Raw genomic sequence first — 23989 nt, 5'->3', positions numbered from 1 at the left:
AAGTAATTGCTGCTAATATACCTTGCGTATTAAATGAGTGAAACGGATTTTGCCGTTTGACAGATAACGACGTGAGGTATGCGTCTGTAGTAATTTTATTCTAACGAATCAAAAACAATGGAGAGCAATTTATGGCTGACACTAATGCCAAACTAACCGTGAATGGTGAAGAATACGAACTTCCTATTATTGAAGGTACTTTAGGGCGCCCAGTTATCGATGTTGCTGCTTTGCAAGAATCAGGATTTTGGTCTTATGACCCTGGTTTTAAAGTAACTGCTCCCGTTGAATCAAAAATTACTTATATCGATGGTGGCAAAGGCGAATTATTACACCGCGGCTACCCTATCGACGAGTTAGCAAACCATGCTGAATATCTAGAAGTGGCATATGCGTTGCTAAATGGCGAGCTACCTAACGCTGAGCAAAAGGCAGATTTCTTTGAAAAAATTCGTGAACATACCGCTGTTCATGATCAATTGCGTAAATTCTTTGAAGGTTTCCGCCGTGACGCGCATCCAATGGCCATTATGGTTGGTGTCGTTGGTGCGTTATCAGCGTTCTATCATGACAACCTAGACCTAAGCAACGAAGAGCATCGTGAAATCACAGCTATTCGTTTGATTGCTAAGATGCCTACGCTTGCGGCGATGAGCTATAAATACTCGCAGGGCGAACCGTTCATGTATCCACGTAACGACTTTAGCTACGCTGAGAACTTCTTGTACATGATGTTTGCGACTCCTGCTGATGTGGACTATGAGCCAAACGACGTCGTCACCCGCGCCATGGACAAAATCTTCACCTTGCACGCAGACCACGAGCAAAACGCCTCGACTTCTACTGTGCGCCTAGCCGGCTCAACGGGTGCCAACCCTTATGCCTGTATCGCTGCTGGTATCGCAGCTCTTTGGGGTCCATCGCATGGCGGCGCCAACGAAGCTGTACTAGAAATGCTTGATGAAATCGGTACGGTTGAAAACGTGCCAGCATTTATGGAAAAAGTGAAAAGCCGTGAAGTGAAGCTAATGGGCTTTGGTCACCGTGTCTACAAAAACTTCGATCCACGTGCGAAAGTCATGAAAGAGACTTGTGATGAAGTATTAGAAGCACTTGGTGTCAACGATCCTAAACTTGAATTGGCAATGGCACTCGAAAAAATTGCACTAGAAGACCCGTTCTTCATCGAGCGTAACCTATATCCAAACGTTGATTTTTACTCTGGTATTATCTTAAAAGCCATCGGTATCCCAACATCAATGTTTACGGTAATCTTTGCACTGGCTCGTACTTCAGGTTGGATCAGCCATTTGTTAGAGATGCACAGCGCCCCATACAAGATCGGTCGTCCACGTCAGTTATATACTGGTGAAACGCGCCGTGACTTTGTCAAGGTTGAAGACCGTAAGTAAGCAAAAATAGTATCTTTACAATAAAAAATCCCGCCATCGTGCGGGATTTTTTATTGCTATGATGGGATAGATACTATTGGATATACTTCATCCAATTATTGGCAAACTCGTTACTATGTGTATCATTTAAACCGTTATTGAAACTCTTTTAACGTCTGCTCATATTTAGCAATCTGCTCGTCATATCCTTTAATCGTATCGTTGAATTTGGCCATGAGCGTTTCAAATTCTTGCTGCTGTTGTTGCTTCATTTGCTGCATATCAACCACTTGCTGCGCTTCTATTTGCTCCCATACTTGGTGCTGAATAATCAACCGAGCCAGCGCAGGGCTTTTTGCACTGACCCTTCCTGCAATCTCTGCATGCTCAAATAACTGAGGAACTAAGGTCGCTATGTTGATTAGCGTATCCGCATCTTCTGCACTAAGGGGCGTGGTCACAGGCTGATATAACGCTGCCATCGTTTGCTGATATCGCTCGATGATCTGCTCTTCCGTCAATATAATCGGTTTGCGCGGCTCAAGGCTAATACGTTTTAATACCGTTAAGTCACGCTCTCCAACTTCCGTACTTGTATTCATCTCTGCATCCGAACCTTCCTCACTGGTAGCGTTAGCTTCTACTGGACTATCAGCTGGTAATGGTTCGGAATTGGCGCTATTCGCATTTTCTGTAAGAGTAGCTGAATCGTTAGTCGCTCCATTGAGTAATAGCGACTCTTCGCTATCTGAAGTATCTGCCGCTTCCAGTGACTCATACTCTGCTTGTAGTCGACGCTGTAGCCCTTGCGCTTGCGCAACGTATATAGGCTGAAACTGCTCTATACGCGCCGCAGCAGAATCACTTTGCTGCATAGGTTGACTGTCTTCCTCACTTGTTTTTTCAGTTGTCTGAGCCTCATCTGGTACAGGCGGTGCGTCAGCTTGCTGCTGACAGCCGGTCAGAAATAGCACGCCCGTTAGCGCTACTGCGGCCAGAGCTGAGCTAGCAGAAGTATCAACATTAGGCTTTACTGGCAAAAGTCGAAACATAAGCGTAAATATCCTTTAATAAGGCTAAAATATAAAAAGCTAAAATGGTGATGCACGTAGGCTTTTCGCTTACTATGAGGCAGTTTAAATAGTAAAATTGCTGTTGGCGCGTTTTTTGTCAGTCATGGCGTTTACTGTCAAAAATGGTATACAGGCTTCTAAATCCTGACAATCCTGTCCTTTTTGACGGCGCACAAAATAATCTTGAACCATTCGCGCCTGCTGCTCGATACCGTATTTAAAAAAGGACTTACCCGTCTCTAGCACATAATCATATCGCCGATCGATAAGGGCACCGCGTACCACTTTCAAGCCTTGCTGTAACTGCCACACATGGGTGAGCTCATGGATGAGCCAGCTTTGCTTGCCCAACGAGGCCACACTAAAATCTGTGATCCAATCGGCTGGATTAAAGTAAATATGACCATTCGGACTCACCGCATAACTTTTGAGAACCCACCAAGTGGTTTTTAGTCGCACTTCATCTAATCTGATACTGTCACCGAACACTGAGCGTGCCAGTGCTATCTCGCCAATTGTCAGACAACGCGACTGCTGCTTTTTTACGCTGCTGCGTGAATATCGATTCAACAAACGCTTGAGAGGTTGTCCAGACATCGTCAATGTAATACCTTATATTTGTTAGGGCAGTGATAATAAATGGTGTTTGGTCAACCATTCTGATCGTTACCATTGAACCGTTAGTAAGGATGAATGATTAAAAATAAAGTGCTGGGGACATAAGCTATACGCTTCGTTAGCTTTCATTAACATGTTTTTGCGTTAGCCTAGCGTGTATTGTTTATAGCAAGTACCCTACTTATAAATTAGCCTACTTTGACTGCTGATGTCTAATACTCATTTACTCATTGTCATAGTAAAGTTGCTGCGAGAATCATGCCAAGCAAACAAACGCTTTTCACTTCAATAGAAATGATAACTATAGACGAGTATGTCGTTATTTAGATTTTACTATAAAATCTCTCAATGGCCACCACTTTAGCCAATAGACCGTTTTTTAATTTTTCAATAGAGAACCTTATGCCGCCTAACTTTCATGCCGACACCCCTCTTGCTCAGCGTATGCGCCCTGCTTCTCTCGCGGCTATTATTGGTCAAGAGCATCTTTTGGCCACTGGCGCACCTTTACGGCGTTTGGTCGAACAAGGGCATCTGCCCTCTATTATTTTGCACGGCGAAGCAGGTATCGGTAAGACGACCATCGCAATGCTATTGGCGGATGCGGTCAATCGACCTTTCCATGCGCTTTCTGCATTGAATACTGGGGTTAAGCAGTTACGCGAGGTATTGGATAGTAAAGACTCACTGGCATTTGAGTCACCAGTGGTCTTTATCGATGAGATTCATCGGTTTAATAAGGCGCAGCAAGATGCATTATTGGGCGCGGTAGAGTCTGGTGATATCACCCTAATCGGCGCCACGACAGAGAATCCGTCGTTTAGTGTGAATAACGCGCTCTTATCACGTTGCCAAGTGTATCGTTTAGAGCCATTAACGCCTGAGCAAATCAGTGCGGTATTACAGCGGGCACTCTTGGAGGACCATGTACTCAAAAAGCTCACCATCGACTTGCAGGCACAAGACACCATTAGCAAACTGGCGCATGGCGATGCCAGAAAGGCGCTTAATCTACTAGAGCTGGCTATACAAACGGCGGATACCAGACAATCGCCGCTTATCATCGATGATGCGCTGGTCGCTCGCGTCGCACAAACGGCGCTGGTACGTTATGACAAAGACGGTGAGCAGCATTACGATATTATCTCAGCCATGATTAAATCAGTACGTGGCTCCGACCCTGATGCGGCGCTGTACTGGATGGCGCGGATGCTCGTTGGCGGTGAGCCTGCCGATTTTATCGCGCGCAGATTGGTAATCTTAGCCAGTGAAGATATCGGCAATGCCAATCCAAACGCCCTACTCCTCGCTGATGCAGCCCTGCGCAGTGTGCAATCCATCGGTATGCCAGAAGCGCGTATTATCCTAGGGCAAGTGGTGGTCTATTTAGCCACCAGTGCAAAGAGTAACAGCACGTATAAAGCGATCAATGCAGCGATGGCGTTGGCAGAAAAAGACGCCTCGCCAGTACCACTACATCTGCGCAATGGCGTGACCAAATTGATGCGCAATCAAGGCTATGGTCAAGGGTATGCTTACCCGCATGATTATCCCAATCACTACTACCCTCAAAGCTATTTGCCAGAAAACTTAGCAGGCACGAGCTTTTATGAGTTTGCCGATAACCAGCGAGAACAGCATAGCAAGCAGTTTATGGCGTGGCTAAAAAGCCAAGCGGCCAGTAACGACTGATCTATTGACCCACTGGATCAAAAGGTTTGAAAGTTAGTTGCATATACTATTGGCAAAACTGAACCCTGTTTTTAAAAGACTAAGCGTTATAGTTCAGCTTTGGGTCAGCACGCTGAGGCAAAAACCGTTAAAATACCTATCGTCATGATGAATAAGAATCATGAAACATTTTCATATTTGGTTGCTACGATGATCAAACGATTTGCTCAACGGCAACAGCACGTGTTACCAACTACTGCTACAATGAGCCGACAACCCTTTATATTACAAACCACACATATTTATTAATAATAAAATATTGAGATTTACTATGAGTTTAAATACGATTCCTGAGATTATCGAAGACATTCGTGCTGGAAAAATGGTCATCTTGATGGATGATGAAGACCGCGAAAACGAAGGCGATATCATCATGGCGGCGACCCATGTTCGTCCTGAAGACATTAACTTTATGATTACCCACGCGCGCGGCTTGGTATGCTTAACGCTATCACAAGTGCGTTGCCAGCAATTGGCATTGCCGCTGATGTCAGATCGTAACGAGGCAAAATTTAGCACCAACTTTACAGTATCGATTGAGGCGGCTGAAGGCGTGACCACAGGTATCTCAGCGGCTGACCGCGCGCGCACCATTCAAGCCGCTGTATCTTCGGCAGCCAAACCAGAAGACATCGTGCAGCCTGGACATATTTTCCCTATCATGGCACAAAACGGCGGCGTTCTACACCGTGCAGGCCACACAGAAGCAGGGTGCGACTTGGCTCGCCTAGCGGGACTGGAGCCTGCTGCGGTGATTGTAGAAATCATCAACGCTGATGGCACCATGGCACGTCGCGATGATCTTGAGATATTTGCCAAAGAGCATAACATCAAGATAGGCACCATTGCTGATCTCATCAACTACCGCATCGCCAATGAGCAAACGGTAGAGGAAATCGAAACTCGTCCTTTTGAAACAGAACATGGCACTTTTACCTTGCACCGTTTCCGCGAGTTCGGCGCTGAAGAAACTCATATCGCCTTGGTAAAAGGAGATGTGAGCGAAGGTGTGAGTACCGTACGTGTCCACGGTTTCCACCCACTGCGTGATTTATTTGCCGCCAAAAATGATATGACTGGTCGTAGTGGCTGGAGCGTCCAATCAGCGCTAGAAGAGATTAGCGCCTCAGAGCGCGGTGTGTTGGTTTGGGTCGGCAATCATCAACCGGTCGATCTAGGGGATGCATTAGATAAAGCCTTGGACAATGAGTCACAATCGACCATCACCCAGCAGCCTTATCGCAGTATCGGCGTTGGTGCACAGATATTACGTCATTTAGGCGTCCGTGATATGCGTCTACTGTCATCGCCCATGAAGTTTTATGCGTTATCAGGTTTTGATCTCAATGTGGTGGATTTTGTGCACGCACCGCAAGAGAGCTAAAATCTACTTGGAAAATGGCCTGAGAAAATTCATGAAAAAAGGCACGCTACGATAATGTTAGCGTGCCTTTTTTATTTTTGATGGTTATATAACACTATCCGAGATAGGTCATCAACGCAGCTAAAGCCTATTCTAATATTCAGGGGTATGACCAAATTTCGCCTCTAATGCCAGTAAGCGCGCACGTTCTTCTGCTGTCCACGGTAACTTACCTTTCCCATCACTATCGAGACGCACTACGACGGCATCAGCGGTGGCAACGATTTTGTTTTGTGCTGTACTATAGTAGCTATATTCCATCGCAATACTGGTATTGCCCAGACGCTGACAGCGAACGCCCAATAACAAAGTATCAGGATAGGTCACTGGGTGCAAATACTGGCAGCTCGACTGTGCCAAGACGGTGACCATACTGCCATCGAACATATCTAACGCATGTAAATAACCAATGCGCGCTGACTCAGAATAACGATAATACACCACGTTATTTAAATGATTAAAGGCATCCATCTCACCCCAATGAATCGGCTGATAATGAATCACTGGGTAATGCGCCAGTACTTCAGGTCGATCAATTGCTACCTCAGACATAAAATCTGGCTTTTCACTCATATTGGTCATAACTTACCTTGTGTCTCATGTTGTCTATATATAGCTGTTTCGAACCGTATCGATTAAGGTTGTGGCTTATCCAAAATCTGTGTGGTTAACAAGGGTGTTGGCTTAGGAGCATTGACAATCAGTTGGTCAAACCAGGCAATGACCTCTGGTATATCATTTGGCGACTGCATGGTCTCTAGGTTGTTGTCCGTACCCTTTGGCTTTTTGTCGGATGGAGCAATGCCAATGGCGCCAACTTGCGCGGAGTTTTTGCCATTGCTAACCGATGATTTAGGTAGTAAGGTTTTTAGCTGTTTGCGCGCTTGGGTCAAATAATTGATCAGTTGATCCTGCTCGCGCATATTGCTCGCTTGGCTCGCCAGATTCAACGTCATGATGACTTCATGAATCGTCAGTTGTCTACGCGTCAATGTCACCTCGTTACGAGATGACTTATCAGCAGACCCAGTCGTTGCTGATTGCGATGACGCATCTTTGGTTGCTGCATCGACAAGCTCTCGGCGCTGGATATCAGTACCCTCGTAACTCCCAAGGCGCTCATGACTGTGCAAAAACTCTTGGATGTTTTGAATCGCAAGATTTTGTATTTGCCAGGGGCTAGGTTGTGAGCTTTGCGCTTGTAATCGCTCGATGTCTTTAAGCAAACTTTGCTTGATTACGACGGTCAATGCAGGTGCAATCTCGTTGCTACTTTGTGCCAATTGCCAATGCAAACCTCGCAACAACTCGATCGCGGCACTATCATTGTTGTCTGCTAGCAATCTGTCAGCGGCTTTTATTTGAATACGTAGTAAATCCAGCTGGTTTTGCGCTTGGCTACTGGCTTTGATTCTAGGCTCTGGCAATGTCTGCTGACTCATGGCAAATAAACGATCGTCCATCTCATTTAGACGACTGACAACCTGCTCATTGCTCTGCAACCGCTCATTGACACTGTGCTGAAAACGCTGCTGACTAATATAGAGCCAGAGTAATGCCGCGATAAGCAGCAAAATGACCAACCACTGCATCCGCAGCAGCAAGATATTTGCTTGCCGACGCTGCTGTATAGCAGAAGGATCCTTAGATAAAGACTCAGAATTCATTGGCATAAGACAGTACCGTGATGGGTAGGTATAAACATATTTAAATCAAATAGAAATTATAAAATTAGGGCATGTCCCCAATTCAAACGTTTGTCACTAAATGGACTAAAAATGGCTAAATCTTTGACGCTGTTTGCCTGTGATTTATCTCATTTTTATCACCATTTTTAAAATAGGGACACGCCCTAAGTCTAAGTATTGGTAGTGATGGCTGAAAGAATGGTGTCTGGCGCCAAATCCTCTACGCGCCAATAGCTCAAGCGCTGCGCTGCAACCATATTTGCTAAGCGCTCACCCAATACGACATAAGAAAAGTCTGCTAGCGTGAGTGGCAAATTATCTCTTGCATCAGTCATTATGTCATTACTACGTTTTGGTTCTGACATTTTTTCTCTTGCACCTTGGACGATGCTCGTCCAATGCTCAAAAGCAACGCCACTACTCACGACGACGATAGGTTTTGCTTGCTTTGGTGTTGTATTTGTCGTTTGATTACATACAAAAAAATCTTTTTGCCACTGCTGATACTGAGTCATTGCCTCGGTAGGCATTGTACGCTTATACCACGCAATACTATCGATATGTACACCGCGTGCTTGTAAAGTATCGACCAATAATCGTCGCCCGCCCAGTCCGCGCCATATCAAAAGCTTATCACCCGCCTGTAAACGCTCTATCTCAGGCATTGCTAGCATACCTTCATTATTGGCAACTTCAGGCTGTCGTACTTGGTAGTTTGCCGAGTCTATATTGGATTGGGTCAATGCCGTAGCGGTTGCTTGACCCACTGCAATGATTTGACTTGGGGCTACCAAAGCTTCAGAAGCTATGTTGGCTGCTTTATTGTCCGGTTGCGCATAACTACTATCGTCATGCTCACTGTACACAAGCGACTGCCAAACATTCAACCCAGAAGTGGCCGCCGTTGGACTTATGACGACCAGAGCCTTATATTCACCTGCTAGCCACGCACGCATCAATGCTAGGTCATCGCCAGTCGTTGGGCGCGGCTGCAACGTCAACATCGGTATCTCAGCCACCGTGAACCCTGCTGCTCGCAAATGATTCGTCAATGGCGCAGCGCGTGCTATCGGCCGTGTATTGATGACAATTTTTGGCACCGACCCATCAGTGGATTGATTTTTATGAGTAGACCTAGCTTTAGTTGACGTTGATGACATAGATGTACCACGACAAAAGGCTTGTAGAATGGACTGAATCATCGACCAAACAGTGGATATGTGGATCAATGACTCAGTATGACAAAGTGAATACGTTACTCAGCGTGATAAATCGCTGACAAGATAGCCCCTGCACCATCAGCAAGTAGTATATTGGCAACATCAATACCGAGCTGATTTGCCTGCGACTCTTGCTCGTCTTGTGTACCAACCAATGTCACTCGCTTTTCTGCTTTTAACAGCTTACTACCATCCGCTTGACCCACTCGACCACGTAACCACAACACATTACCGTTATCGTTGTTGCCGTTGTTGCCGTTTTCACCATTGTCATCGTTATTCGCACTGGTTTCATCAGCCCTCTGCAACACTGCGTAGGCTGCAATCGGGACTTGGCAGCCACCCTGCAAGTGACGGTTAAGCGCACGCTCAGCGATAAGGCGAATACGCGCTTTATCATCGTTCAGTGGCGCTAGTAATTTCAACACCTCGTCATCACCTTCACGGCATTCAATGGCTAACGCACCTTGACCAACGGCAGGCAAACAGGCATCAATATCTAGCTGTCCGCGAATGCGCTCATCTAATTCGATACGCTGCAAGCCACTGGTCGCCAAGATAATGGCATCGTACTCACCAGCATCTAGCTTGCCTAAACGCGTACCGACATTGCCGCGCAAGGTTTTGATCTGTAGATCTGGGCGGTAGGCTTTGATCTGACACTGACGGCGCAAACTTGAAGTCCCAACAACTGCACCTTGCGGCAATTCATCAATACTATTATAAGTATTTGAGACAAAAGCATCAGTTGGTGAAGCACGCTTGCAATAGACACCCAGCGTCAAGCCTTCAGGCAGCTGCATCGGTACGTCCTTTAGCGAATGTACCGCAATATCTGCTTGCTTGTTATACAATGCTTGCTCGAGCTCTTTGACAAATAAACCCTTACCGCCAATTTTGGCCAAAGGTGTGTCCAAAATCTTGTCACCCTTAGTGACAATTTTTAGTAACTCAATTGTCAACTCAGGATAGAGCGCCAGTAAGCGATCACGAATATGCTCCGCTTGCCATAGAGCCAAAGGACTCTGTCGCGTGGCGATGGTTAAGGTAGTCAAAGCAGGTTGCTGCAGATTGCTCATAAAGGGCCTCAATAAATTCGGTACTATAATCTAAATGCTACAATGTCAGTGCTAAGTTGGTGCTAAGCGATTAGGAAAACTTGCCACAAAAAATGGTCGACTCACATCAGAGATAGTAAATGCTGGCGCAAAAAAATACCCCTATTTAAGCATAAATAAGGGTTTGATGATATGGGATGATTATGTCGCTCTGAAAACATCCTATTACATGCTTTGGATTTTGTCACGTAAGGCTGGCAGATGACGACGACTCACGGCTAACGTCTCATCGATTTCTTTAAAACGTATCTGATATTGTCCAGCGTCTAGGGTTTCTAAAAAGTCTAAAAAATTCAGATTGATAATAGCGTTGCGATGCACACGGAACAAACGATCATCAAACTCTCGCTCTAGCTCTTTTAGGGTCTCATCAATCAATACCATACCATCTTTGTGACGTACTTTGACGTATTTTTGATCTGCCGCAAAATAATAGATATCTTTGAGCTTAATCAATTCGACCCCGCGATGGGTACGAGCAGCAATATGCTCGCGTATCGGACGCGCCGCTGGATTTGCAAGCTTGCGAATTTCGTTCAATTGCGCCGCGTTTAGGTTTTTTGCTTTGTTCAGTGCTTCTAATAGCTCGTCTTTGTTTGCCGGTTTCAACAGATAACCAATTGCATTGGCTTTTAGTGCCGCTATCGCATAATGATCGTAAGCGGTGACAAATATAATGGCTGGTGGATGATCAAGTTTGTCCAGCTCTTGGGCACAGCGCACCCCATCCATCTCAGGCATGCGAATGTCTAATAATATAATGTCAGGCTGCTGAGTTTTTACAGCGACAATCGCTTCTGCCCCTGTGGTAGCTTGAGCAACCACCTCATGACCTGATTCCTGTACGATTCTGACCAAACGCTCACGCGCTAAAGGCTCATCATCACAAACTACGATACGCATATAAACTCCCACCCCAAACTCTACTGAATATGTTTCGATGGTATGACGAATGTACTGGTCAGTTCAATATGGTAAAATTTTCTGCATCATATTTTTGATAGTAACCACTCATTGTCAATAATTGCCAGATAAAAATCGCAATAACCATATAGATATAAAAGACATAGATATAAAAGACGATGCAATAAATATGCCACAACATCTTATAATAAAAATATAGTGTCTGAGAACATCATAAAAAACGGTAAAAGAGGAAAGATTATAAACTGACGTCTTGTAAGGGATAGTCAATAATGGTAGTGATGTGGTTACCAGTCACTGTGCTTTGGATATCAGCACTTTGACCAAAGTACGCACGTAATCGATCCGCTTGAATATAAAAATCCATATGCTGACGCAAATCATGGTTAATGATTAAGGTCTTTGTAGGAAGTTCCACGTCGATCTGAATAGCTACTCTGTGCTGCTCCCAAGTGACTTTAATATTAAAATGGATGGTTTCAGTGGTCATCTCAACCACGTTGAGTAGCATTTTCTCCAGTACGCTTTGTAAGGTTAACGCCGTAATCACCATATCATACATAATATCTTCATCAGGCAAATCCCAATGGACCTCGAGTTTGTCTGCCAAACGGCTAGACTCGATCGCTAGATAATGCTCACACAGCGCAACTTCTTCTTCAAAGCTAATCTCACGTTCGCCGCTAAAACTGGCACGATATAAGACCGAAACGTTTTGTAATAAAGCAGAGGCTTTTGACGGATTGGACTCAATGAGTGAGACCAGTGTGTTGATGGTATTAAAGAAAAAGTGCGGGGCGGTGCGAGTTTTTATTAAGTCATTCTGTGCGGTCAATTTGTATTCAAACGATAGCTTGAGCGCATTAAGCTCACGGTAGCTACGCAAAAAGTATAATAAAAATACAATGGTAAAACCGCCCGTCAGTACGGTATTGAAAAACAGATTGGTCATAAAAGCTTGACGATCATATTCCATCAAACCCATATTAATCAAAACCAAAACGACTAAAGCCATAGAAACCGTCGCGGCAAACATCATCAGCATGACGATACGCACACTCACACTCGGAATGCTGGCATTTTTGAAGACAGGGCGCAGATAATCTACCAAATATAATACAGGTATAACGGTCAAACCGTTTTGTATGGTTCGCGCAACAAGATTGATGATAAAGTCCGACCAACTGGACAGACCATGCCGCTCAATCACTGTGAGAAACAGTGACCAAAGAGCAATATATGTCAGCCACTGCAAAGGCCTCATGATCTCCATGAGTTTTGGAATAAAAAACTCTAAGCGCGTAGCTAGTAAGGCAACCTCATCATTTGCTATACTTGAGTTCTTACTCTCTTGACTTGTCTTGTACCAATATGAACGCCAATTCTTCAAACCTTAGTAATCCTGAATCAAGTAAAAATTCATCTGCTTCTGATTCTAGCACGAATGTCTCAGTAACAAACAAAGATGCACAAAACAGCCCTACCAGCACTCAGGGCCAGCAGATGTGGGGTGGACGCTTCAGTGAAGCGACGGACAGCTTCGTGGCTGCCTTTACCGCCTCTGTCGGCTTCGACCAACGCTTTGCTCGTCACGATATTCAAGGATCGATTGCCCATGCAACGATGCTCAAAGAATGCGATATCTTGACTGCTGATGAAGTGGCCACCATTATCGACGGTCTTCATCAAGTATTACGCGAGATCGAAGCAGGTGAGTTTAGCTGGTCAATCGCCCTCGAAGACGTGCACATGAATGTCGAATCACGCCTCACTGATATTATAGGCGCTGTTGGCAAAAAACTACACACGGGTCGTAGCCGTAACGATCAGGTCGCGACCGACATTCGTTTGTGGTTACGTGAAGAGATCGATAATATTATCGAGCTGCTCATACGCTTACAAAGTGGCTTGCTTGACCTGGCTGACCAACATACCGATACTATTATGCCTGGTTTTACGCATTTACAAACCGCCCAGCCTGTCAGCTTTGGTCACCATGTAATGGCGTGGTTTGAGATGTTGTATCGCGATACCGAACGTTTGATTGACGCCCGCCGCCGTATCAATCAGATGCCCCTTGGTAGTGCCGCACTCGCTGGCACGACGTTCCCGATTGATCGTACTATCACCGCTGAGCTATTGGGTTTTGAAGGTATTTGTCAAAACTCGCTCGATGCCGTCTCAGATCGTGATTTTGCGATTGAGTTCACCTCCGCCGCTTCTATTTTGATGATGCACATGTCACGTATGAGTGAAGAGATTATTCTGTGGATGTCAGCGCAGTTCAACTTTGTGCAGATACCGGATCGTTTCTGTACTGGCTCATCGATCATGCCGCAGAAGAAAAACCCTGACGTGCCAGAATTGGTACGCGGTAAAGCGGCACGTGTCTTTGGTCAGCTAATGACATTACTCAGCCTGATGAAAAGCCAGCCACTCGCCTACAACAAAGACAACCAAGAAGACAAAGAGCCTTTGTTTGACTGTGTCGACACGCTAACAGGCTCTCTACTTGCCTTTGCTGATATGCTGCCCAACATTGTCCCAAACAAAGAAAGTATGCGCGCTGCGACAATGAAAGGCTATGCTACTGCTACCGACTTAGCCGATTATCTGGTACGTCAAGGCGTTGCATTCCGTGATGCGCATGAAGTGGTGGGTAATGCGGTTGCACTAGGCATTAAAGAAGGCGTTGATCTCAGTGACTTATCCTTGGCACAACTACAGCAATTCAGCGATGCCATCGGTGAGGATGTCTTTGACTATCTCACGCTAGAGGGCTCACTAGCAGCTCGTGACCACCTGGGCGGTACTGCGCCAAACCAAGTCAAGCAAGCCGTAATCAATGGCCGCGCTCGTTTAAAAGCCTTTGCTTGATCATATCGTTTTAAGCATAAGTGAACTGACCGCGCTACATCTGACACCCGCTATTGATGCGGGTGTTTTTTATTTATAGTCAATCCCCTATAAAAGAGCTATAGCGTTAACCTCACTTGCAGTATCACAGTTACATCTGCGCTCGGTTGTCTTATATCTCTTTTAAACTGAATTAACTATAACTTACTATCAGCTACCCGCCCTTTTTTCGCGCTTTCTTTGTCTATCTGATATGAAACGATAAATCAGAATAAAGGCAAGACGTGCTGATAACACCTTATAGATTTGTGTCTGTTTAATAACAGACACGAGATACCCTTTGCTAAATTGACCAAGAGCGTTATCATAGGCTCATATGATTATTTAATTTGCCTGCTAGGGCATATCATCATTTAGATAGCGAGGCTTAAAATAAGATAAATGGTAGTCAAACAAGGAAAAAACTGCAGAGAATATCGGTATATTCACAAAGTTTTTGACGATGTTTGACAAGATGTAGCCATTTTAAGACCGCTAAATGATTTAATGGGCTAATTGATGGCATGGCCTAATATGATAAATAAGGAACACCTGATGACTGAGACTTTTAATCCCCAAGACAATACCGTGTTTTGCCGCAAATACAAGCAAGAACTACCAAAAATGCCGCATCCGCCCTTCCCTAACAAAAAAGGCCAAGAGCTACAAGACACAGTCTCTGACAAGGCATGGAAAGAGTGGCTAGAACATCAAACCATGCTTATCAATGAGAATCATTTGAGCATGATGGATCCTGAAGCTAAAAAATTCTTGACCGAGCAACGTGATAAGTTCTTGGATAATGAAGACTATGAGCGCGCTCAAGGCTGGACGCCAGAAAGCTAGGCTGAGACCACTGCATTACGCCCATAAAAAACGCGCTATAGTAAGCGCGTTTTTTACGTAAGAAGACTATTTTGCCTGCGTTATTAGTCGTCATTACTTTCTAAAGCTTCGTAGTCGTCGACTGACATCGTGCTCACTTGACGAGCAGCCAGACGATCATTGGCTTCTTGCACTGCTTTTTCGACCATGGCATAGTCTGAATGGCGTACATCTTGACCACTGATATAGTTGATGACCAGCTCCGCCACGTTTTGCGCATGATCGCCGATACGTTCAAGCGAGCGCAAAATCCACATGATATTGATAACCTTTGAGACTTGTCTTGAGTCTTCCATGATATAGGTCATCAACGCGCGAATGGCAGATTGATATTCGTTATTGACCACACTGTCATTGCGCATGACCTCAAACGCCTGCTCAGCATTTGATTGACTAAAGGCTTCTAGTGCGTTGTTAAGCATCAGTCTTACCTGATTGCTCAAATGCTGTACCTCAGCATAACCGTAAGACGATTTGCCTTGTGCCGCGATTCTGTTTGCCATTTTCGCGATTTTTACCGCCTCATCACCAATACGCTCCAAATCTACCACGCCTTTACTGATCGACATGACTAAACGCAAATCTCCTGCGGCAGGTTGACGCTTAGCAACCAACAATAAAATATGTTCATCGAGCTCAACCTCCATGCGGTTGATATCAAAATCCATCTCGATGACCTCTTGAGCCAGTGTCTCGTCTTTATCGATAAGTGCATGAATGGCTTTGGCTACTTGGTTGGCAGCACTATCACCCATGTACAAAAACAGACGGATGGCTTCATCAAGATCTTGGTCAAAACTTTTGGAGATATGCTTATCACTTTGCATGAGAGGTATTCCCTGAAATCTATATTTTAGTAGCGCGATATGCTGGTTGAGTGAAACGACCCAACTTCAGTATTAGCTCTTCAGTACTAATTAATCGGCCCTAACCATAGCGACCAGTAATATAATCTTCTGTTGCAGTTTGGGTAGGTTTGGTAAAGATCTGATCAGTCTCACCCATCTCGATCATATCGCCTAGATACATATAGACGGTATAGTCTGATACCCGCGCCGCTTGCAGCATGTTGTGGGTAACAATGGCGATGGTATAGTCATTTTTGAGATCTTCTATCAGATCTTCGATAGCGCTCGTCGAGATAGGGTCAAGCGCAGACGTTGGCTCATCGAGCAGCAATACTTCAGGCTTGGTTGCGACACTACGGGCGATACACAGACGCTGCTGCTGACCACCTGATAGCGACAGGCCGGATGCTTTTAGTTTGTCTTTCACTTCTGGCCATAGCGCCGATTTTTTTAGTGCCCACTCCACGCGATGATCTAGCTCGTCTTTGCTGAGCTTCTCATAGAGTTTGACACCAAAGGCAACATTGTCATAGATCGACATGGGAAACGGGGTTGGCTTTTGAAATACCATACCGACCTGCGCGCGTAGCAAGTTGACATCGATGTCTTTGCCCAAAATATTGCGCCCATCAAGGTTGATAGCGCCCTCTGCACGCATTCCTGGATACAGATCATACATGCGGTTAAAGGTACGTAGCAGCGTCGATTTGCCGCAACCTGATGGACCAATGAACGCCGTTACTTTCTTTTCTGCGATATCGATATTGATGTTTTTTAATGCCTGAAAATCATCGTAGTAGAAGTTAAGATCGCGGACTTCCATTTTTGCTTTGGGCATGTTTTTGGGCATATCATGAATACTTTGCTTGGTGAAGTCAGCAGTATTGGGTTGCTGCGATTGCGCACTATGAGACGTGGTCCTATTTAACAAGCTGTCTGTTGTACTGTTAAAGCGATCAGCCGTTGTTTCTGTGCGGGCTTTGCTTACGACATCATTCATAATATTATCCAACCTAGCTTAGTGTATTTCGTATAAATATAAGTAAATACTTGGTATTTTTGCAGCGATATCTGTCTTTATTTGACCTGACCGCGATTGCCAATAAATCTTGCCAAAATATTCAATACCAAGACCGACGCTGTGATCAGTAGCGCGGCTGCCCATGCCAGTGTGTGCCAGTTATCATAAGGACTCATCGCAAACTGATAGATGGTATTGGGTAAGTTGGCAATTGGCTGACCCATATCGGTACTGAAATACTGATTATTGAGGGCGGTAAATAGCAATGGCGCCGTCTCACCAGTGATACGAGCAAAAGCCAAAAGTACCCCTGTCGTCAGTCCCGCTTTGGCAGCTTTGATAGTCACTTGCGTCACCATTTTCCACTTGGGCGTGCCAAGTGCATAAGCCGCTTCGCGCAAGCTATTGGGCACCAGATTCAGCATATTCTCTGTGGTACGTACGACGACTGGAATGACAATCAATGCCAATGCTAATGCGCCTGCCCAACCAGAGAAATTTTGACCCTTGACCATTAAAGCATATATAAACAGACCAATGACAATGGATGGTGCCGATAATAAAATATCGTTCAAGAAACGCGTCACTTGGCCAAGCATACTGCCTCTAGAAAACTCAGACAAATAAATGCCAGTCATAAGCCCGATGGGTGCACCGATGAACAATCCTGAAAACGCCAGCATGGCAGAACCCACGATCGCATTGCGCAAACCACCTGGGCTCATCGGCGGCGGCGTGTCAGCGGTAAAAATTGGCAGCTGCACCATACCTTGGAAGCCTTCAATAAACAGCGTCACCAAGATCCATGATAACCAAAATAAGCCAAACACCATGGCTGTCATGGCAAACCCCAAACCCAGCTTATTCATCCAGCGACGTTTGTTGTACAGACTTTTGTTGTAACGCCCCACGCTGCTTGGTTTGGTGGTCATGGGCGCATTCATCGCATTGTTAGCAGCCATACTATTTATTTCCCATATCTTTTATCAATATCAATCGAGATCCAATAACCATGCTTAGGCTTATCGGTTACCTGCTTTGTGATCCATGCGCATGAGCATCAGTTTGGCCAGCGACAGCACGATGAAGGTGATGATAAACAAGATTAAGCCCAGATGCAGTAAAGACGCTAGATGCAGCTCACTTGACGCTTCGGCAAACTCATTGGCCAATGCTGAGGTGATGGTCACACCAGAAGTAAATAGACTTGGGCTGATATTGAACGCATTACCGATCAAGAAAGTCACTGCCATGGTCTCACCGAGCGCACGACCCAGTCCCAAAATCACGCCGCCAACGACACCCGCTTTGGTATAAGGCAAGATAATCTTGAACATCACTTCCCACGTCGTCGCACCCATACCGTAGGCCGACTCTTTGAGTAGATCTGGCACCACAGAGAAAACATCACGCATGGTGGCGGCGATAAAAGGGATAATCATGATGGCAAGTACCAAGGACGCGGTAAACATCCCTAGTCCCATGGGTGCGCCTGTAAATAGCTTGCCGATGATAGGTAGCGGGCCCACATGCTCAATAAACCATGGCTGAATGTGCTCACCAAAGAAAGGCGCAAAGACAAACAAGCCCCACATCCCATAAATGATAGAAGGAATACCTGCCAACAGCTCAATGGCAATACCAAGCGGTTTTTTGAGGAACTTTGGACACATTTCGGTCAAAAATATCGCAATACCAAAACTGACTGGTACAGCGATAACAATCGCGATAAATGACGTCACCAAGGTGCCATAAATAGGCGCGAGTGCCCCGTACTCATTGGCAACCGTATCCCAATTATTACTGCTATAAAACCCCAGACCAAACTCTTGGATACTCGGCCACGCCCCAACAATAAGAGACACCAAAATGCCTCCTAACGATAGGAGGACGAGTATGGCAAACGCTTTGGTAGAGTTGACAAATAAAGCGTCGTAACGTTTTTGTTTAGCCAGTTGGGACCTTAAGTCTGTCATAAGTGTCTCAGCATTGAATGGGTGAATTCAAAAAACCAGGGTGTTCATTTCGTTTTATGACAGCAAACGCAACTTGTATCCGTACTAATGGTTATCGTGAAATATAGCGATTAGTGTTTTGGTCAAATTTGCTGTGATAAAACCTCTCAAACCACTACCGGAGAATAGTGGCTTAAGAGGAAATCAAAAAGTCATTAAGCAGCAGCTTGTACAGATCGTTTATTGCGCTGGCTTATAAACAGGCTGTCCATCGCTACCTTTGACCTCATTCCATTTCTCTTTGAATAGAGCCACTGCTGTATCAGAGAATGGGACATAGTCTAGCGCCATGGCATCATCATCACCTTGGGTATACGCCCAGTCAAAGAAGTTCAACACGCCAGCGACTTGCTGAGGGTTCTCTGGTTGCTTGTGTACTAAGATGAAAGTAGCAGCAGCGATTGGCCATGCTTGATCCGTCTCAGAGTTGGTGATGACTTTATAAAAGCCTTCTTGTTGTGACCAATCGATGTCACCAGCGGCGGCAAAGGTTTCAGCAGATGGCTGCACGATATTGCCCGCGGCATTTTTAAGCGCGGCATGTGACATGTTGTTTTGCTTGGCGTAGGCATACTCCACATAGCCGATAGAGTTTTTCATGCGGTTGACGTAGCTTGAGACGCCCTCATTACCTTTACCACCTGCACCAGTCGCAGAGGTTGGCCACTTGACCGTTTTATCAACCCCAACGCTGTCTTTCCAATCTGGTGATACCTTGGCGAGATAATCGGTAAAGTTAAACGTCGTACCTGAACCGTCTGAGCGGAATACTGTGGTGATGGCGGAATCTGGCAAAGTCAAATCTGGGTTCATGGCTTTGATCGCAGGATCATTCCAGTTATTGATTTTACCCAGATAGATATTGGCTAAGGTTTCACCATCTAGCTTCAACTGACCTGGCTCAACGCCATCGATGTTAACGATTGGCACAACGCCACCAATCACGGTTGGGAACTGGATAAGACCAGACTCTTCAAGCTCTTCAGGTGTCAATGGCGCATCAGAAGCACCAAAATCGACGGTTTTTGATTGGATTTGTTTGATACCACCAGATGAACCAATAGATTGATAGTTGACTTGGCCACCTGTGGCAGCGTTATAGTCAGAAGACCATTTGGCATAGATCGGCTGCGGGAATGATGCGCCTGCACCTGTGATATTCATGGCGATGTTTTCAGCAGATTTGAAACCCGTGTCAGCAGAAGGCGTTGCCTGAGTCTGAGTGGTGGTTTCAGCCGTGGTAGCGGCGCTACTGGTCGTATCAGCAGCTGGTTCTGCCGTTTCTGTTGACTTATTACACGCCGTAAGCATTAATGTACAACTAACGGCCACTGCTAATAACGAATAACGCATGTAGGACTCCTGAAGTTTAACAACGATATAAAAAAGCATTGTTTGTGATATGAGCGTTATCTTGCCAAATCTTTATGACAGTTTAATGACAACCTCTCAAATCCTGCATTCGCTTTACACAATATTTGGCCATCGCCTCTAAGTATCAGTAATATCAAGGAATTTTAATTACTATCAATAACTCCTGTTCTTTGTATCCATGCTAAATAGCAAAATAAGCGCCTGATATTTTCATCCAAATTCCATTAGCCGTTAACGCAGAATTTTGTTAGTATGAAGAAGATTTACAACACTGACAGACTCGGGGTGCGGTGTAGCATTGGCCTACTTTATTAAACGTTTATAGTTGAACATTGATAAAAGTAGCCACCTATCTACATTCGCTGAGAGATCACCCGCCGAACCTGATGCGGTTAGTACCGACGCAGGGAAGTCTTAAGCACGTTGTTATTGATGACAACGGACGCGTAGAAATACTTTTTTATCATCGCTATTGTCTAACGATGCACGTCGCATACGTAGATAATGAGAGAAGATAGAAAGCGGCGTCCACTATTTGATGACCATTAACCGCGACAATTTCTTTGCTCGCTGTTAGGTGTTGATAATATAAATTTGTCTGAATGACGAGTGTTTGCCCCGCAGCTACTGGCGGTGTTGCTTTTATTCAAAAACCAACACGCTAGGACAGCATATGACTATTTCAAACAGCAGCTCTTTTGACAGTGCCTCTTTAGACAGTGCCTCAGCGGCATCACAAGTCCAAACGCACAACCCAGCCAATAACATACCTCTCGTATCAGACACCAAAGCCGATAAAAAAGCCGACGCACTAAAAACGCCTGCCCACCGCGCCGCCAGTGATGCACGCTTTGAAGAAGACGCGCGCGACTTACACCGTATCCTACCCGCCTCGCGCAAAGTCTATATCGAAGGCTCACGGCCTGATATTCAAGTACCGATGCGTGAAATCAGCTTAACGGATACGCCAGTTGGCGGCACGGGTGATAAGGATGGCGAGCACAATCCGCCTTTTTATGTGTACGATACCTCAGGTGTGTACACTGACCCCAATGTCGAGATTGATCTGACCCGCGGTCTACCCAAACTGCGTGAAAACTGGATCGCTGAGCGCGGTGATACCGAGCAACTAAGCGGTCTGTCTAGCTCGTACGGGCAAGCGCGTGCTCGTGACATCAGTACTGCCAACCTCAGGTTTGCCCATATTGACAAACCGCGCCGTGCCAAAGCAGGGAAAAACGTCACGCAGATGTACTACGCGCGTCGCGGCATCATTACCCCTGAGATGGAATATATCGCGATACGTGAGACGCAAAAGCAGCACGAGCTGACCGACATGCGCCAACATGATGGCGAGAGCTTTGGTGCCAACACGCCCAAAATTATCACCCCTGAGTTTGTCCGTGATGAAGTAGCCGCTGGACGCGCAATTATCCCCAACAACATCAACCACCCTGAATCTGAGCCAATGATCATCGGGCGCAACTTTTTGGTAAAAATCAATGCCAATATCGGCAACTCAGCGCTCGGCTCATCGATTGATGAAGAAGTCTCCAAAATGACATGGGCCACGCGTTGGGGCGCGGATACCATCATGGATTTATCGACGGGCAATCACATTCATGAAACTCGTGAATGGCTAATCCGTAACTCTCCTGTGCCGATTGGTACCGTACCGATTTATCAAGCCTTAGAAAAAGTCGATGGCGTCGCTGAAGATCTGACGTGGGAAATATTTCGTGATACCCTGATCGAGCAAGCCGAACAAGGTGTGGATTACTTTACCATTCACGCAGGCGTCCTGCTCCGCTATGTACCGCTCACCGCAAAGCGTTTGACAGGTATCGTCTCACGCGGTGGCTCTATCATGGCGCAGTGGTGTCTGGCACATCATAAAGAGAGCTTTTTATACACGCATTTTGAAGATATCTGCGAGATTATGAAGCAATACGATGTGGCGTTCAGTCTAGGTGACGGTCTACGTCCTGGCTGCTTGCAAGATGCCAATGATGAAGCGCAGTTCGGCGAGCTACGCACCCTTGGAGAATTGACCAAAGTGGCATGGGAGCACGACGTACAGGTGATGATTGAAGGCCCTGGACACGTGGCGATGAACCGTATCAAAGAAAACATGGATTTGCAGCTTGATCTGTGTGCGGACGCGCCTTTCTATACCTTGGGCCCATTAACGACTGACATCGCCCCGGGTTATGACCATATCACCAGTGCGATTGGTGCGGCGATGATTGGCTGGTTTGGTACCGCGATGCTGTGCTATGTCACACCAAAAGAGCACTTAGGGCTACCAAACAAAAAAGACGTCAAAGACGGCATTATTACCTATAAAATCGCTGCACACGCCGCCGACCTTGCCAAAGGTCACCCCGGTGCGCAGGCGCGTGATAATGCGCTATCCAAAGCGCGCTTTGAATTCCGCTGGGATGATCAGTTCAATCTGGCGCTCGACCCTGATACCGCGCGCGAATATCACGATGAGACCTTGCCAAAAGATGCGCATAAATCGGCACACTTTTGCTCTATGTGTGGTCCGAAGTTTTGCTCCATGAAAATCACGCAAAACGTGCGTGAGTATGCAGCAGGACTGGGCAAAGATGCCACCAACCAAAAAGTGACGCCGCAATCAGGCGACTTGAGCGATGATGATCATTTGATCAAAAAAGTCGATACAGAACTGGTCGGACAAGTAGGCGAAGCCAGTGCTGAAGAAGTCCGTCAAGGCATGGCTGAGATGATGGAAAAATACAACAAGGAAGGACGCCAGTTATACAAAGAGGTATAAGCTTTTTACTATAATAAAAAAGCCCAAACCTGACTATCAGGTTTGGGCTTTTTTAGTTTATGTATTTAGTAATATCAAACCTTCGACGCCTGATAAATCTCCTCAATCGACGTATTAATGGTATCGGCAAACTCTTCATCGCTTTGCTGCTTACTCAACCCTTCGGTAAAGGCGCGCGAGAAGCTGGCAATCATACCGGGGTTTTGTTTGAGCTTCGCGCACGCATCAGTGCGACTATAACCACCAGATAGCGCCACGACTTTGAGCACTTTTGGATGGTCAACCAGTTCCTGATAAAATCCTGCTTCTTCAGGCAATGTCAGCTTGAGCATCACTTGCTGTTCGTCATTTAGGCGTTCCAGATTACGCAAAATATTGGTTTTTAATAGCACTTCGCAATCATGTTTTTGGGCACTATCAATATTGACCTCTGGCTCAACGATTGGCATCAAGCCTTTTGAGATGATTTGCTTGGCCACATCAAACTGCTGCTGTACAACGAGCTCAATACCATCGACATTTGGCTCATAAATGACTGAGCGCATCTTGGTACCAAATATTGGATAGTTCTTGGCTTTATCTAGCAACAGGTCTAGATTAGGCATCGGCTTCATGACTTGGACGCCGCTCATCTGCTCCGCCAAACCTTTATCTACCTTCAAGAATGGAACGATTTGCTTGTCTTCCCACAAATAGTTGGCGGTCGACTTACCATTGACGTCACGCTCCATGGTATCTTCAAATAAGATCGCACCAAGCACACGCTCATTGTCAAAACAGTCGCACGTCATGATACGGGCACGCATCTCATGCACCAAATCAAACATGGCCTCATCATTCTCATACTCATCGCCGCTGATGCCGTAATTCTCTAAAGCCTTTGGTGTGCTGCCACCACTTTGGTCGAGCGCAGCGATAAACCCTGAACCGTTTTTTATGCGCTGCAACTGATTGTCGTATTCCAT

At 45.7% G+C, this 23989-nt stretch carries 20 protein-coding genes and 1 riboswitch; of the genes, 6 read left to right on the top strand and 14 right to left on the bottom strand.

Translation table 11 applies throughout. The annotated features are described in order from the left end of the window. Window positions 1–131 precede the first annotated feature (131 nt). Window positions 132–1412, top strand: coding sequence for a citrate synthase (gene gltA, locus BLR43_RS06630; RefSeq protein WP_071002573.1), 1281 nt, complete (start codon window positions 132–134; stop codon window positions 1410–1412). A 134-nt stretch (window positions 1413–1546) separates the two neighbouring features. On the opposite strand, the gene BLR43_RS06625 is transcribed toward gltA, so the two are convergent. Then, window positions 1547–2443: a hypothetical protein gene (locus BLR43_RS06625; RefSeq protein WP_093069771.1), complete on the bottom strand. Its 897-nt coding sequence runs from the start codon at window positions 2441–2443 to the stop codon at window positions 1547–1549. 84 nt (window positions 2444–2527) lie between these two features. Further along, window positions 2528–3061 carry a type IV secretion protein Rhs gene (locus tag BLR43_RS06620; protein ID WP_093069769.1) on the bottom strand — a complete coding sequence of 178 codons (534 nt, stop codon included), beginning with the start codon at window positions 3059–3061 and terminating at the stop codon, window positions 2528–2530. A 423-nt stretch (window positions 3062–3484) separates the two neighbouring features. Here BLR43_RS06620 and BLR43_RS06615 point away from each other — a divergent pair, with 423 nt between their 5' ends. Together BLR43_RS06615 and ribBA are read left to right on the top strand one after the other, a co-directional pair. Next, the gene (locus tag BLR43_RS06615) at window positions 3485–4774 is read left to right on the top strand and encodes a replication-associated recombination protein A (protein WP_093069766.1); all 1290 of its coding nucleotides are present in this window, start codon (window positions 3485–3487) and stop codon (window positions 4772–4774) included. Window positions 4775–5084: 310 nt separating this feature from the next. Next, complete coding sequence (gene ribBA, locus BLR43_RS06610) at window positions 5085–6197, top strand: bifunctional 3,4-dihydroxy-2-butanone-4-phosphate synthase/GTP cyclohydrolase II (protein ID WP_093069764.1); 1113 nt, start codon at window positions 5085–5087, stop codon at window positions 6195–6197. Window positions 6198–6329: 132 nt separating this feature from the next. Here the strand turns inward: ribBA and BLR43_RS06605 are convergent, their stop codons facing one another. The 6 genes from BLR43_RS06605 to BLR43_RS06580 form a co-directional block, all read right to left on the bottom strand. Then, window positions 6330–6818 (bottom strand): acyl-CoA thioesterase, encoded by a 489-nt coding sequence (locus BLR43_RS06605; protein WP_083499576.1) that lies wholly within the window; start codon window positions 6816–6818, stop codon window positions 6330–6332. A 53-nt stretch (window positions 6819–6871) separates the two neighbouring features. Beyond that, the gene (locus BLR43_RS06600; protein WP_071002578.1) at window positions 6872–7909 is read right to left on the bottom strand and encodes a hypothetical protein; all 1038 of its coding nucleotides are present in this window, start codon (window positions 7907–7909) and stop codon (window positions 6872–6874) included. A 185-nt stretch (window positions 7910–8094) separates the two neighbouring features. Then, complete coding sequence (locus BLR43_RS06595; protein ID WP_093069761.1) at window positions 8095–9084, bottom strand: uroporphyrinogen-III synthase; 990 nt, start codon at window positions 9082–9084, stop codon at window positions 8095–8097. Between the two features lie 95 nt (window positions 9085–9179). Continuing rightward, entirely contained in the window at window positions 9180–10223 is a 1044-nt protein-coding gene (gene hemC / locus BLR43_RS06590; protein WP_093069759.1) for a hydroxymethylbilane synthase, read from the bottom strand. A 204-nt stretch (window positions 10224–10427) separates the two neighbouring features. Continuing rightward, window positions 10428–11165 (bottom strand): LytR/AlgR family response regulator transcription factor, encoded by a 738-nt coding sequence (locus BLR43_RS06585; RefSeq protein WP_093069756.1) that lies wholly within the window; start codon window positions 11163–11165, stop codon window positions 10428–10430. A gap of 259 nt (window positions 11166–11424) precedes the next feature. Then, a complete protein-coding gene (locus BLR43_RS06580; RefSeq protein WP_244265485.1) occupies window positions 11425–12450 on the bottom strand; it encodes a histidine kinase in 1026 nt (341 codons plus the stop codon). 239 nt (window positions 12451–12689) lie between these two features. On the opposite strand from BLR43_RS06580, the gene argH reads away from it, so the two are divergent. Beyond that, the gene (argH, locus tag BLR43_RS06575) at window positions 12690–14063 is read left to right on the top strand and encodes an argininosuccinate lyase (protein ID WP_071003720.1); all 1374 of its coding nucleotides are present in this window, start codon (window positions 12690–12692) and stop codon (window positions 14061–14063) included. A gap of 573 nt (window positions 14064–14636) precedes the next feature. Continuing rightward, window positions 14637–14927 carry an oxidative damage protection protein gene (locus tag BLR43_RS06570; RefSeq protein WP_071002583.1) on the top strand — a complete coding sequence of 97 codons (291 nt, stop codon included), beginning with the start codon at window positions 14637–14639 and terminating at the stop codon, window positions 14925–14927. A gap of 83 nt (window positions 14928–15010) precedes the next feature. Here the strand turns inward: BLR43_RS06570 and phoU are convergent, their stop codons facing one another. The 5 genes from phoU to pstS form a co-directional block, all read right to left on the bottom strand. Further along, window positions 15011–15793, bottom strand: coding sequence for a phosphate signaling complex protein PhoU (gene phoU / locus BLR43_RS06565; RefSeq protein ID WP_093069751.1), 783 nt, complete (start codon window positions 15791–15793; stop codon window positions 15011–15013). Between the two features lie 100 nt (window positions 15794–15893). After that, window positions 15894–16814, bottom strand: a complete 921-nt coding sequence (pstB, locus tag BLR43_RS06560; RefSeq protein WP_093069748.1) for a phosphate ABC transporter ATP-binding protein PstB — start codon at window positions 16812–16814, stop codon at window positions 15894–15896. 77 nt (window positions 16815–16891) lie between these two features. Continuing rightward, window positions 16892–17704, bottom strand: a complete 813-nt coding sequence (gene pstA, locus BLR43_RS06555) for a phosphate ABC transporter permease PstA (RefSeq protein WP_379542906.1) — start codon at window positions 17702–17704, stop codon at window positions 16892–16894. A gap of 153 nt (window positions 17705–17857) precedes the next feature. Then, complete coding sequence (pstC, locus tag BLR43_RS06550; protein ID WP_093069746.1) at window positions 17858–18811, bottom strand: phosphate ABC transporter permease subunit PstC; 954 nt, start codon at window positions 18809–18811, stop codon at window positions 17858–17860. Between the two features lie 219 nt (window positions 18812–19030). Next, window positions 19031–20203, bottom strand: coding sequence for a phosphate ABC transporter substrate-binding protein PstS (gene pstS, locus BLR43_RS06545; RefSeq protein WP_093069744.1), 1173 nt, complete (start codon window positions 20201–20203; stop codon window positions 19031–19033). 292 nt (window positions 20204–20495) lie between these two features. Continuing rightward, window positions 20496–20651: riboswitch (TPP riboswitch) on the top strand. Window positions 20652–20897: 246 nt separating this feature from the next. Here pstS and thiC point away from each other — a divergent pair. Then, window positions 20898–23024 (top strand): phosphomethylpyrimidine synthase ThiC, encoded by a 2127-nt coding sequence (thiC, locus tag BLR43_RS06540; RefSeq protein WP_227674202.1) that lies wholly within the window; start codon window positions 20898–20900, stop codon window positions 23022–23024. Between the two features lie 74 nt (window positions 23025–23098). Here thiC and BLR43_RS06535 read toward each other — a convergent pair whose 3' ends face one another. Then, complete coding sequence (locus BLR43_RS06535) at window positions 23099–23989, bottom strand: fructose bisphosphate aldolase (protein ID WP_093069741.1); 891 nt, start codon at window positions 23987–23989, stop codon at window positions 23099–23101.

Source organism: Psychrobacter pacificensis (genome assembly GCF_900101915.1).
Lineage (GTDB): Bacteria > Pseudomonadota > Gammaproteobacteria > Pseudomonadales > Moraxellaceae > Psychrobacter > Psychrobacter pacificensis.
The sequence above is the reverse complement of the archived record's forward strand: the minus strand, read 5'-3'. Positions and strand labels throughout refer to the sequence as shown.